This is a genomic window from Flavobacterium terrae, from assembly GCF_900142035.1.
GTDB classification, from domain to species: Bacteria; Bacteroidota; Bacteroidia; order Flavobacteriales; family Flavobacteriaceae; genus Flavobacterium; species Flavobacterium terrae.
The window spans coordinates 1-13,133 of record NZ_FQZI01000003.1; the positions used below are offsets into that span (position 1 = coordinate 1).

The 13,133-nt window shown below is 31.2% G+C and carries 11 protein-coding genes, 1 other RNA gene and 1 pseudogene; 6 read left to right on the forward strand and 7 right to left on the reverse strand.

Annotated elements, in window-relative coordinates; translation table 11 throughout:
- Positions 1-2,165: pseudogene (locus BUC09_RS07970) on the reverse strand (hypothetical protein); the annotation flags it as partial.
- Between the two features lie 342 nt (positions 2,166-2,507).
- Here BUC09_RS07970 and BUC09_RS07975 point away from each other — a divergent pair.
- Genes BUC09_RS07975 through BUC09_RS07985 form a run of 3 tightly spaced genes read left to right on the forward strand, consistent with a single transcriptional unit; the run spans position 2,508 to position 6,024 of the window.
- Entirely contained in the window at positions 2,508-2,990 is a 483-nt protein-coding gene (locus BUC09_RS07975) for a SixA phosphatase family protein (protein WP_073310420.1), read from the forward strand.
- 3 nt (positions 2,991-2,993) lie between these two features.
- Positions 2,994-5,111 carry a polyphosphate kinase 1 gene (gene ppk1, locus BUC09_RS07980; protein WP_073310422.1) on the forward strand — a complete coding sequence of 706 codons (2,118 nt, stop codon included), beginning with the start codon at positions 2,994-2,996 and terminating at the stop codon, positions 5,109-5,111.
- Positions 5,112-5,133: 22 nt separating this feature from the next.
- Positions 5,134-6,024 (forward strand): Ppx/GppA phosphatase family protein, encoded by an 891-nt coding sequence (locus BUC09_RS07985; RefSeq protein WP_073310424.1) that lies wholly within the window; start codon positions 5,134-5,136, stop codon positions 6,022-6,024.
- 17 nt (positions 6,025-6,041) lie between these two features.
- Here the strand turns inward: BUC09_RS07985 and BUC09_RS07990 are convergent, their stop codons facing one another.
- The 3 genes from BUC09_RS07990 to BUC09_RS08000 form a co-directional block, all read right to left on the reverse strand.
- On the reverse strand, positions 6,042-6,380 hold the full coding sequence (locus BUC09_RS07990; protein WP_234972534.1) for a DNA polymerase III: 339 nt from the start codon (positions 6,378-6,380) through the stop codon (positions 6,042-6,044).
- 314 nt (positions 6,381-6,694) lie between these two features.
- Positions 6,695-7,780, reverse strand: a complete 1,086-nt coding sequence (gene dnaX / locus BUC09_RS07995) for a DNA polymerase III subunit gamma/tau (RefSeq protein WP_073310428.1) — start codon at positions 7,778-7,780, stop codon at positions 6,695-6,697.
- Positions 7,781-7,878: 98 nt separating this feature from the next.
- Complete coding sequence (locus tag BUC09_RS08000; RefSeq protein WP_073310430.1) at positions 7,879-8,181, reverse strand: hypothetical protein; 303 nt, start codon at positions 8,179-8,181, stop codon at positions 7,879-7,881.
- Positions 8,182-8,278: 97 nt separating this feature from the next.
- On the opposite strand from BUC09_RS08000, the gene rnpB reads away from it, so the two are divergent.
- Together rnpB and BUC09_RS08010 are read left to right on the forward strand one after the other, a co-directional pair.
- Positions 8,279-8,588, forward strand: an RNA gene (gene rnpB, locus BUC09_RS08005) — RNase P RNA component class A.
- A 42-nt stretch (positions 8,589-8,630) separates the two neighbouring features.
- On the forward strand, positions 8,631-9,497 hold the full coding sequence (locus BUC09_RS08010; protein WP_073310431.1) for a cupin-like domain-containing protein: 867 nt from the start codon (positions 8,631-8,633) through the stop codon (positions 9,495-9,497).
- Here the strand turns inward: BUC09_RS08010 and BUC09_RS08015 are convergent.
- Genes BUC09_RS08015 through BUC09_RS08025 form a run of 3 tightly spaced genes read right to left on the reverse strand, consistent with a single transcriptional unit; the run spans position 9,494 to position 11,599 of the window.
- Entirely contained in the window at positions 9,494-10,189 is a 696-nt protein-coding gene (locus BUC09_RS08015) for a DUF4328 domain-containing protein (RefSeq protein ID WP_073310433.1), read from the reverse strand. The genes BUC09_RS08010 and BUC09_RS08015 overlap by 4 nt on opposite strands.
- Before the next feature lie 25 nt (positions 10,190-10,214).
- Complete coding sequence (gene rsmD / locus BUC09_RS08020) at positions 10,215-10,784, reverse strand: 16S rRNA (guanine(966)-N(2))-methyltransferase RsmD (protein WP_073310435.1); 570 nt, start codon at positions 10,782-10,784, stop codon at positions 10,215-10,217.
- On the reverse strand, positions 10,775-11,599 hold the full coding sequence (locus tag BUC09_RS08025; RefSeq protein WP_073310436.1) for a DUF3822 family protein: 825 nt from the start codon (positions 11,597-11,599) through the stop codon (positions 10,775-10,777). Before BUC09_RS08025 ends, rsmD begins: the two co-directional genes overlap by 10 nt.
- 106 nt (positions 11,600-11,705) lie before the next feature.
- Between BUC09_RS08025 and BUC09_RS08030 the strand changes: the two genes are divergently transcribed.
- Entirely contained in the window at positions 11,706-13,130 is a 1,425-nt protein-coding gene (locus BUC09_RS08030; protein ID WP_073310438.1) for an ATP-dependent DNA helicase, read from the forward strand.
- The last annotated feature ends 3 nt before the right edge of the window (positions 13,131-13,133 follow it).

Genomic DNA, 13,133 nt, shown 5'->3' on the forward strand with positions numbered 1-13,133 from the left:
GCAGTGAATGTAGGCGCAATGTTATCCAGTACTGTAATAGTTTGCGTTTGTGTAGCGGCTTGATTACCACAATTGTCTACTAATGACCAAGTTCTAGTAATAATGTGAGATCCTTGACAAGCCCCATCGGCTACCGAATCAGTATAAGTTGCTTGTAAACCAGTTGAGCAATTATCTGCTTCATCAGTTACATCGCCCACTACTTGTACCGAAGCATCGTAGTTACATTGTGCGTCTGCATATATTGTAGTATTAGCAGGAGCAGTAAATGTAGGCGCGATGTTATCCAGTACTGTAATAGTTTGCGTTTGTGTAGCGGCTTGATTACCACAATTGTCTACTAAAGCCCAAGTTCTAGTAATAATGTGTGATCCTTGACAAGCCCCATCGGCTACCGAATCAGTATAAGTTGCTTGTAAACCAGTTGAGCAATTATCTGCTTCATCAGTTACATCACCCACTACTTGTACCGAAGCATCGTAGTTACATTGTGCGTCTGCATATATTGTAGTATTAGCAGGAGCAGTAAATGTAGGCGCGATGTTATCCAGTACTGTAATAGTTTGCGTTTGTGTAGCGGCTTGATTACCACAATTGTCTACTAATGACCAAGTTCTAGTAATGATGTGTGATCCTTGACAAGCACCATCGGCTACCGAATCAGTATAAGTTGCTTGTAAACCAGTTGAGCAATTATCTGCTTCATCAGTTACATCGCCCACTACTTGTACCGAAGCATCGTAGTTACATTGTGCGTCTGCATATATTGTAGTATTAGCAGGAGCAGTAAATGTAGGCGCGATGTTATCCAGTACTGTAATAGTTTGCGTTTGTGTAGCGGCTTGATTACCACAATTGTCTACTAAAGCCCAAGTTCTAGTAATAATGTGTGATCCTTGACAAGCACCATCGGCTACCGAATCAGTATAAGTTGCTTGTAAACCAGTTGAGCAATTATCTGCTTCATCAGTTACATCGCCCACTACTTGTACCGAAGCATCGTAATTACATTGTGCGTCTGCATATATTGTAGTATTAGCAGGAGCAGTGAATGTAGGTGGAGTATTGTCGTTAATTTTTATGTTCTGAACACAAGTTTGAAAAGGAACACCATCGTAGTATAATGTATATGTTCTATTAAAGTCAGCTCCATTACCATCTCCACAAACTATTAAATCACCACTATCACTACTAGTTATAGTAGCAATTTTTCCACAAGATTCAAATGTAAATACATCTAGTGGATTAGTAAATGCAGGTGGAATTGAGCAACTATTTGCCACAATTGGAGATAAATTACAAGTTGCAGATGGAACACAACATGATCCAACATTTATTACCTGTGTATTAGTACTTACTGTTGGAGGAGAGTTGCTATCAGTTACTTGTAATGTCACAGAATATGAACCAGCCCCTCCTAAATTTGAAAAATCAAGTGTAAGAAGTGATCCTGAAAAAGGTGATCCTGGTATAGGATTTCCATTTTTGGTAATAATCCAGCTGTAGCTGTATGGAGTTACTCCTCCACTTGTAGTTGAACCATTAAAAACATAGGTTTGAGCAAAATTATTTGGTGGACATGAACCAACAGCTGTGAAATTTACACTCAAAGGAGTAATTACAACAAAGTTGGTATCTATGTTATATTTAAAACAGTGAGGCCCAACATCACAATTTCCGAGGTTACAAACATTATTGCCAGCGGAATTTCCCCATCCAATAAAAATATTTCTTAAAGATAGTGATGTGCCACATGTCCAAGAAATGGGACTGCCAACAAGTGGAATGTAAAGATTATAAGTGCCAGAATTAAAAGTGTTACAAGTTTCGAAATTGATAGGTGAATTATATACCCCATTAACATAGATATCCGCACTTATTTGAATACCATATCGAGTTGTTGCATTTTGATCTAAAGTAACTTTTAAATAGCCATTCATAATATCTCCGCTATTACAAGTACTAGGAAGGGGAAGATAACCCCCATTTCCATCGGATGTCGCAGAAACCAATTCAACTTTCTGTATACTAATATCATTAGAAGAACAGTTGTTACAGTTGTATGGATTTTGCGAAAAAGCAATGGTTGTGCATAATAGCACAAAGAACAGGAAGAAATTTTGCTTGCGGTTTGGTGTCGTTTGCAAAAAAGTAAAATTTTCCATAAACATCGCGTTTTAGTTAAAAAAATAGATAACGAGTCGGTTATAGCTGAAATAAGCTATAACAGAACAAATCAGTAATAAATCTGTAAAGGATTTTGGATTAAAATGAAATTGTAAATTCCGCGATGTGGTATTGTGAATTTACTATTTTAGGAAATCTGTTAAAGCATTTTTATTATCTTTAACAATGCTAAATTATTACTTTAAATAAAATAGTGTTCATCGCTTTTGCTTTTTTCGATAAAATCACAAATATTATCCATGAAGTAACAGTTTTTTTATAAAAGATATATTTATATAGCTTTTTTAAGTGTTTAACTTATAACTATTTAAAGTTAGAGTATGAAATCATTAATTTTAGTTAGACATGCAAAGTCTAGTTGGGAATTTGGAGTGTCAGATAAACAAAGACCCTTAGAAGAAAAAGGAATTATAGCTATTCAAAAAGTGGCACAAGAGGTTGTGGGTATTTTACCTAATGATTTAGTGTTTTGGTCTAGTACAGCTTTAAGAGCATCAAGCACATCAATAATTTTTTGTAAAACAATAAATATAGATACTTCAAAAATCAATTTTATTGATAAGTTATATACATTCGACGAGAGCCAATTAGAATTTGAAATCAAGAAATGTGACGATAAAATAAATAATTTAATTCTTTTTGGACATAATGAGGCTATTACAAATTTTGTCAATAAATTTGGAAATAAATATATTGAGAATGTTCCTACGGCTGGATTTGTATACTTAGAATTTGAGCAAAGTAGTTGGAAAAATATTAACAAAGGAAAAACGATTAAGACAATTTTCCCCAAAGAAATTTAATGAATGTCATTTACGGAAAACCGATATATAGATAGAGAGAAGAGCTGGTTAGCATTTAATTTTAGAGTATTACAAGAAGCTGCAGATGAAAAAGTACCTTTACTTGATAGAATGAGGTTTTTAGGTATTTTTTCAAATAATTTAGATGAATTTTTTAGAGTAAGATATGCTGCAATACGTCGTTTAAATATGACAGGAAATACAAATGAAGATTTGTTAGGAGGTATTTCTTCTCAAAAGCTTTTGAAAGATATTACAGAAACGGTAATTGATCAACAATCTGAAAGTTTACGTATACTAAGCATTATTGAAAAAGAACTAGAAAACGAGGGAATTTATATTATTAACGAAAATGATGTTAATAAGGAGCAACAGATTTTTTTAAAAGAGTTTTTTAATCAAAAAGTAAGTCCAGAGCTAGTTACTATTATCTTGAATGACCTTGATGAATTTCCCTTATTAAAAGACACTTCTGGATACTTGGCAGTAAAACTTGTTATGACTCCAACTGAAAATTCTTCTTTATTAGAGAAAATTAAAGTAAAAAAAGATATACGATATGCTGTTATAGAAATTCCAAAAACAATCAACAGGTTTGTTGTTTTACCTTCTAATAATGATAAACAACATATTATATTGCTTGATGATGTTATTAGATATAATCTACATAAAATCTTTAATATTTTCGATTATGAGAGTATTTCTGCTCACATGATTAAAATTACAAGAGATGCTCAGTTAGAGTTAGATAGTGATTTAAATAAAAGTTTTATCGAAAAAATTTCTTCAAGTGTAAAAGATAGAAGAATTGGAGAGCCTGTGAGATTTATTTATGACCAAACTATAGATAAAGATACACTTAAATTCTTTCTTCGTAAGATGGGAATTGATTCAAAAGATAGTATTATTCCCGGAGGTCGTTATCATAACAGAAGAGATTACATGGACTTTCCTAATCTAGGAAGGTATGACCTGCTTTATAAAGTTAATGCTCCTCTTCCAGTAGATGGATTAAATCTTGATGGTAGTATTCTTAAAATGATTGATAAAAGAGACTATCTTGTCAATGCACCATATCAATCATTTTCTTATATCATCAAGTTTTTGCGTGAAGCAGCTTTAGATCCAAGGGTAACAGCCATTAAGATAACATTATATCGTTTAGCTAAGAACTCTCAAATTGTAAGTTCATTGATAAATGCTGCAAAAAACGGAAAAAAAGTAACTGTACAAATAGAACTCCAAGCCCGTTTTGATGAAGCAAGTAACATTTCTTATGCAGAAATGATGCAAACTGAAGGTATTGAGTTAATTTTTGGCGTGAAAGGATTAAAAGTTCACAGTAAAATATGTTTAATTGAGAGAATTAATGAAGAAGGTAAATTACGCAGATACGGATTTATTTCTACTGGAAATTTTAATGAATCCACTGCAAAAGTATATACCGATGTAACATTATTGACGGCTCATCAGCAAATTTTAAAAGAGGCTTCTAAAGTTTTTGAATTTTTCCAAATCAATTACAGAGTTCATAGATATAAACATTTAATTATATCTCCACACTATACACGTAGTCGTTTTTATAAGTTGATTGATCGCGAGATTTTAAATGCGTCATTGGGTAAGCCAGCGTATATTAAACTTAAAATGAATAGTTTGTCCGATTATAAAATGATCGATAAACTATATGATGCAAGTAGAGCAGGAGTTAAAGTACAGCTTATAATTAGAGGAATTTGTTCTTTAATTCCCGGAGTAAAAGGGATGAGTGAAAATATAGAAGCGATTTCAATTGTCGATGCTTATTTAGAACATTCTAGAGTCTATATTTTCTGCAATAACGATAATCCAGATATTTATATTTCATCGGCAGATTTTATGACAAGAAATTTAGATAGTAGAGTAGAAGTAACTTGTCCAATTTATGATGAAAATATAAGAAAAGAGTTGCTTGAAACTTTTGATATAGGTTGGAAAGCGAATGTGAAAGCACGTTATCATTCAGAAAAATTAGATAACAAGTATAGAGTCCGTGGAGATAATCCAGTTTTTAGAGCACAACACGAAATGTACAAGTACTATCAAAATAAAATTGAAGTTATAACCGAAAAGCAACTGTAGTTTTTTATACGATTAATGATTTATGATTACAATTAAAAAATATGCCGCAATCGATATTGGATCAAATGCAATGCGTTTGTTGGTAACTAATGTTGTTGAACAAGAAGGTAAGGAAACACAGTTTAATAAAAGTGCTTTATTTAGAGTACCTATTCGTCTTGGACAAGATGCTTTCACCGTTGGCGAAATTACAGAAGAGAATATTGATCGTATGATTGATGCGATGAAAGCTTTTAAACTTTTAATGAAAGTATATAAGGTTGAACGTTATATGGCTTGCGCAACTTCTGCTATGAGAGAGGCTTATAATGGAAAAGAAGTTACAGATATTATAAAAAAGAAAGCCGAAATTAAAATTGAGATCATCGACGGAAAAAAAGAAGCGGCAATTATTGCTGCATCAGATTTGAATCATTTTATAAAAACAGATGCAACTTATTTGTATGTTGATGTTGGAGGGGGTAGTACTGAGTTTTCTTTATTTAGTGAAGGAAAAATGATTGCTTCAAAATCATTCAAGAATGGTACAGTTCGTTTATTGAATAATATGGTTAATGATGTGGTCTGGGTTGAAATTGAAAAATGGATAAAAACCCATACTGAAGATTATGACAATATTACTTTAATAGGTTCTGGCGGAAACATCAATAAAATATTCAAATTGTCTGGCAAAATGCAAGATAAGCCTTTGTCTTACATTTATCTTAATACTCAATATCAGTATTTGAATTCTCTAACTTATGAGCAGCGAATTGCTGAATTAGCTCTGAATACTGACCGTGCTGACGTTATTATTCATGCATTACGTATTTATTTGAATGCTATGAAATGGAGTAAAGCAAATAAAATCTATGTTCCTAAAATTGGACTTTCAGACGGTATTGTAAAAGCAATGTATTACGATAAAATATGATGTTTTTCTAATTTGATTTATAAATCCAAATCAAACATTTTTTTAAGAAGTTCTAGAGCGGGATTTATTTCTTTTAAGCGATTGTATTTTTCTTCAACTGTGAATGCTTTTTTGCTTTCAATAGCTTCATTAATAATAATTTCTATTGTAATGTTGTGGTTGTGAAGTTTACCTCTTAAGTAACCTAATAAATCATGCTTTTCACCATCAAAGTCAATTTTTGAGCTTTCATTTGGTAATTCATGGTAAATTGTTGTGCCTTCAAGTTTAGGATCATTTATCAATAACAAAGATTCTAAAATTTTATATCCTTTGTTGCCTAATTTTTGAGCATACTTTATCCATTGCTCCTGCATTTGAGTTTCAGTAAATGGCTCAGTAGGTAAATCTTCGTGATGTTTTTGTTCAGGTTTTAATTGTGCTTCAAGCTCTCTCTTTGCACGAATACTTGATAATGACAGTGCAGAAACCTTTGGCTGATTTGAAACAGGAGCTTGATTTATAGGGGTTTCAACTGGTTTTTGTACAACTTCGTTTTTTGTTGGAATTTCTGATTTTTCATCAACTATTGTAACTTCAGCATTATTTTGAGTTTGTGTTGTTACAGTTGAAGGTTGAGTTTTTACTTCAGTAATTGAATAGCCTGAATTCCTAAAATACGTTGGAGGAATTATAAAGGACTTAGCTTTTTTTTTTCTCCATCAAAAGTGATAGAGGCAAGTTGCATTAAACATAATTCAACTAATAATCGTTGATTTTGTGAAGCTTTATATTTTAAGTCGCAATCGTTTGCTAAATCAATTCCTTGTAATAAAAACTCTTGAGAAGCTTTTTGTGATTGTTCACCATATAATTTTTGAGCATGTTCTCCAGCTTCAAGTAAGGATAAAGTTGCAGGGTTTTTACAAACTAATAAATCTCTAAAGTGTGAAGCTAGTCCTGCAATAAAATGATGTCCATCAAACCCTTTAGCCAAAATATCATTGTAAGCTAAAAGCAAATCAGGTATTTTATTTTCAAGAATTAGATTAGTAACATTTATATAGTAATCAAAATCTAAAACATTTAAATTTTCGGTTACCGCTTGTCTTGTCAAGTTATTACCACAATATGAAACAACTCTATCAAAAATAGATAAAGCATCACGCATTGCACCATCAGCTTTTTGAGCAATAATGTGTAAAGCATCATCTTCAAAAGAAACTCCTTGGCTTTGTGCTACTTCAGCAAGGTGTTCTTTAGCATCTTTAACTGTAATTCTTTTAAAATCAAAAATTTGACAACGTGATAAAATCGTCGGTATAATTTTATGTTTTTCGGTAGTTGCTAATATAAAAATAGCATGTCTTGGTGGTTCTTCTAATGTTTTTAAAAATGCATTAAAAGCAGCTTGAGACAACATATGTACCTCATCAATTATATATACTTTGTATTTACCTGTTTGAGGCGGAATTCTAACTTGATCAATTAGATTTCGAATATCGTCAACAGAGTTATTTGATGCAGCATCTAATTCAAAAACATTAAATGCAAAATCCTCATTTGGATCATCATAACCTTCTTGATTGATTTTACGAGCTAAAATACGTGCGCAAGTTGTTTTTCCAACTCCACGAGGCCCAGTAAATAATAAAGCTTGTGCTAGATGATTGTTTTCAATGGCGTTTAATAAGGTATTGGTAATAGCTTGCTGTCCCACAACATCTTTAAATGTTTGTGGACGGTATTTACGTGCCGATACTATAAACTGTTCCATAAATTGTAATCAAGTACAAATATAGAAGTTGGAATATCAAAACACAAACCGCTATGTAGAAATAAAAGAAAAGTTATTCACAAAAGGAATTTTACTTATTACAATTCTTTTCTCCCTTTTATTGAAAGTCCAATAAGAAATCTAGCTGAATCACATTCTGAATTAGCAGAATATCCAGATACAAAAACTCCTTTTTGCCCAGATTTTGATTTGATCCCATATACAGTAGCCTCATCATCTGCACTTGAATCTCCTTCATATCTAAAAATGTGAACTATCTCAAAATCATGTGGGTTAGATATAAAATCCTTTTTATTTATATTGTAATCTATATCAAAACCTAAAATTTTAAGTTCCTCAAGAGCATTCGAAACACTTTCGTAATTATATGTGTGTATCATAATTTATTGATAATTAATCAAATATAAATTTACGAAAAATATACTGCATGTTATCGTATTTGTAGAAATTAACATTCAAGAATTATTGTACCTTTGACACGCAGACCGCCTTATCGTCCAATCTTTAAGTTTGGGAGGAAAGTCCGGACACCACAGAGTAAGCATAGCGGGTAACGCCCGTCCGTCGTGAGGCGAGGACAAGTGCAACAGAAAGTATGTACAGGTAATGCTGTAGTGAAACCAGGTAAACTCTATGCGGTGAAATGCCATGTATATCAGCAGTTAAGAGTTACTCGCTCGTTGCTGAGGGGTAGGCAGCTCGATCTTACAAGTAATTGTAAGGCTAGATAAATGATAAGGCTACATTTTTATGTAGACAGAATCCGGCTTATAGGTCTGCTTTTTTATTATATTTTTTTTAAATTAGAGCTTTATATTCTTTAATGTTTATGAAGCTGAACTTAGTAGAAATTCCTAGGGTTAAATCCATTTCCAAAGAAGATTTTTATAAAAACTATGTCAAAAAGCAAAAGCCTTTAGTGATTGAAGAGCTTACTGCCGATTGGCCTGCTTTCTACAAATGGAAACTTGAGTATATCAAGGAAATTGCAGGTGATAAAATTGTACCGTTGTACGATGATAGACCAGTTTCTCATAAAGATGGTTTTAATGAAGCGCATGCTCAAATGAAAATGAGTGATTATATCAATTTGCTTCAAAAAGAACCAACGAACTATCGCATTTTTTTATATAATTTAATGAAGGAAGTTCCTATTTTAAGGGATGATTTCAAATGGCCCGATATTGGCTTAAAACTAATAAAACAACTTCCAATGCTTTTTTTTGGAGGAACAAATGCAAAGGTTTTTATTCACTACGATATTGATTATTCTAATATTTTACATTTTCATTTTCACGGCGAAAAGCAATGTGTTTTATTTGGCCCAGACCAAACTCCATATTTATACAAAGTGCCACATTCCTTAATATCTAGAGAAGATATTGATTATGATAATCCTGATTTTGAAAAGTTTCCAGCACTAAAACAAGCACAAGGATTTGTTTGTAATTTAAAACATGGCGAAATGTTATATATGCCTGAAGGATATTGGCATTATATGAAATATATAACGCCAGGATTTTCAATGAGTTTAAGAGCCTACCCTATGCGAATAAGTAGTTTGTTTAAAGCAGGATACAATTTATTGATAATGCGTCATTTTGATGTAATGATGCGAAAATGGAAAGGACAAGCTTGGATTAATTATAAAAACGAAAAAGCTATTACAGATACACACAGAAAAGTTAAAATTTAAATTTCGTTATTTTTCTGAATTGTTAATGGCTCTATTACTTTTTCAGAATTTCCATCTTTTATACTGAATAATATCTTTTCCAAGTTTGAATAATCATAAATTACTTTTATAGTTACTAGAGCTAATGGGATAGATATCATAGTGCTTATCATACTCAATTTGTTACTTTCTAGTAATTCTGGTATTGATTCTGCTTCTATTGTTTTTCTGAAATAAATCCTTCCTAATATGTTTGAAACGATCCAAAGTGTCCACCATGTGCCAACAAAAAAGGAGTAGTATTTCGATTCAATTTCCTTATTATTTTCTTCAATAAAATCAACAGTTTCAACATACAATTCTTTCATTATTTGATAAGGTCTGTATAGATTTACAAATGGAATAAACCAGCTTCCTGCTGCCCACCCTTCACTGTGATTTAAAGGTTCAACTTTTGTGTGTAAGTTATAATATGCTCTTCTAAACCATCTTATAAAAAAGACTGCTGATGTTAGATAAATTATGATATATAATATACCTAAAACAGCTTGTCTTAAATCATTGTTTTCTGCTTCTTCAATAGTATTTATTCCAAAATCAGACGTTAGAAGTAAATATTCTAAATAATCAAAAAGTAAAGAAAATAAGTCTAAAATAAATATTAAAGCAATAAAAACTATTGCATATTTTGCTCTTAAAAAGTTTGGTTTCAATTTGTTTTAGTTAAGGATTTTTATTTTAATCTTCTTCAGTTTCAGCTTCTTCATCATATTCATATTCAAAAAATGAAAAAACAGAACCACCATAGTTTTTAGCATAGGAGAAATTTTCCATATGTTCTAATGAAGTGTATTTTGAATGCTCAATAATCATCATTCCATCTTTTTCTAAAAGCTCATTTTCGCAGATGATTTCTATGATTTTTTCAAAATCTTTTTGATCCATATCATACGGCGGATCAGCAAAAATGATGTCATAACTTCCTTTACTTTTCTCAAGAAATTTAAAAACATCACTTTTTATTGCAGTGATATCAAAATCAAACTCTTTTGCTGTTTTTTTGATAAAGTTTACACAACCCATGTCTCCATCAACACTAATAATAGGTTCACTACCTCTAGAAGCAAATTCATAGCTTATGCTCCCCGTTCCAGAAAATAAATCTAATATTTTTAAGCCAGAAAAATTGAAATTATTGTTTAGAATATTAAATAGCGCTTCTTTACACATATCTGTCGTAGGACGAACAGGTAAGTTCTTAGGAGGATTAATTCTTCTGCCTTTGTATTTACCAGAAATTATTCGCATGCGTGTATAAGAATGAAATTATTTAAATAATCTTGTTGTGATATTTTATTTTCTATGTCGTTATGATCAAAGAACAAACTAACATTGCGTACATATTTGTAGGCAATTTTATATAGTTCATCGTTTTTAGAAATCTTTCCAAAAAGTTTCAATTGAAAAGTTTCGGGATTTAATTGCAATTGTTCTGCTGTAAAAAGTAAATAGTATAAAAAGTCTTCTTTTGTTTGGTATTCAAATGAATTAAACAACAAAAGCTTTTGATTTTTTACTGCAATAATTTGAAAATTATTATCCTGACAATGAACGTATATTTGAGATTCGTCAATGTTCTTACTCAAATCTAATATTTTTTTGGCAAGAATAGAATAGGAATGTTTGTAATTAAAGTTTCCGAAACAATCTATTAATGAATTGTTTAAATTAACAAAGGGAATGTAAACACAATTCATTTCGTAGTTTTGAATTTCATCAAAAGAAATAAAATCGGAACTAAATACTTTTACATTGTATTGCAAATAACTACTCAATAAATTTTCGTCAAATAAAACTTGAGGAACAAATGTGCTCAGGTTATTATTATGTAATACCAACACTTCGTCAAATTTTGACTGAAGTATTGGCGTTTGTTTTATAAAATTAAGAATTGAATTTTCTGTATCAGATAAGTTTGAATTTTTTTCTAACACAAAATTTCCAAGTGTAGAAACCTTGTTTGACAGCGTGTCAACAATACAAAACGAAATTTCAGAGAGTGAAATTTGCAAAATCAGTTTGCTGTATTTTTTGTCTAAAATTGATGCGTTCGAAACTTGCATTGCCTGTTTTTAGGTTATCTGGCAAATCTACAATTTTTTTTCAACTATATTATGTTGCGAACTATTACTACGTATATTTGGCTTTCAATTTCATTCCAAATAAAAAATGAGCTCTCAATTGTTTTACAGTGTTTTACAAAAAAAATTCCCTTTTCAACCTACTGTAAAGCAAGATATTTTTTTTTCTAAAATTGCCGAATTTGTCACAAGTCCTATCCAAAATGAAATTTTTGTCCTTAAAGGATATGCAGGAACTGGTAAAACCACAGTAATTTCCACAATTGTAAATAATCTTGTTGAAGTTAAAAAAAAGTACGTTTTATTAGCTCCAACAGGAAGAGCGGCAAAGGTCATTGCAAATTATTCTGGTAAGACTGCTTTTACTATTCACAAGAAAATTTATTTTCCCAAAAAAGCAAAAGCAGGTGGTGTTAGTTTCACTATGCAAACAAATAAACACACAAATACTATTTTTATAGTTGATGAATCTTCAATGATTTCAGATGTTGATTCGGATTCAAAAATGTATGCTAATGGGTCACTTCTGGATGACTTAATTTCTTATGTTTATTCAGGTAAAAATTGTAAAATGATTTTGTTAGGTGATACGGCTCAATTACCTCCAGTTCAATTGGATATATCTCCAGCATTAAATACAGATACACTTAGTTTGAATTACGACAAAGAAGTGATTTCAATAGAATTTGATGAAGTAATGCGTCAAGAAGAAAACTCTGGAATTCTATTTAACGCAACACAACTTAGAGAGTTATTAAAAGATAGTTTTATAACCGATTTTCAGTTTAAACTAAAAGGATTCAAAGATATTATCAGACTTGTTGATGGTTATGAAATTCAGGATGCGATAAATCAATCGTATAGTAATTATAGTATTGAAGATACTTGTTTTATAGTTCGTTCTAACAAGAGGGCAAATCAATACAACCAACAAATTAGGGCTAAGATATTAGGAAAGGAAAGTGAACTTTCGGCTGGAGACTTATTGATGGTGGTGAAAAACAATTATTTTTGGCTAAAAGAAACAGATGAAGCCGGTTTTATTGCCAATGGTGATATCGTTGAAGTTCTCGAAATTAGATCAATAAAAGAATTATACGGTTTTAGATTTGCTGTAGTAAAAATTAGAATGGTTGATTATCCAAATCAAAGACCTTTTGATACGATTTTGCTATTGGATACTATTACCAGTGAATCTCCATCATTAACATATGAAGAATCTAACAAGTTGTATCAAGAAGTGATGAAAGATTATGATAATGAAACTGCATCTTATCGTAAGTTATTGAAAATAAAAAATAACGAGTATTTCAATGCACTACAGGTCAAGTTTTCATATGCCATAACATGTCATAAATCGCAAGGTGGACAGTGGAATACTGTTTTTATTGAACAACCATATTTACCTAACGGAATTGACAGAGATTACATTAGATGGCTATACACAGCAATCACAAGAGCAAAAGATAAATTATATTTAATAGGTTTTAAAAACGAATATTTTGAAAATTAATTC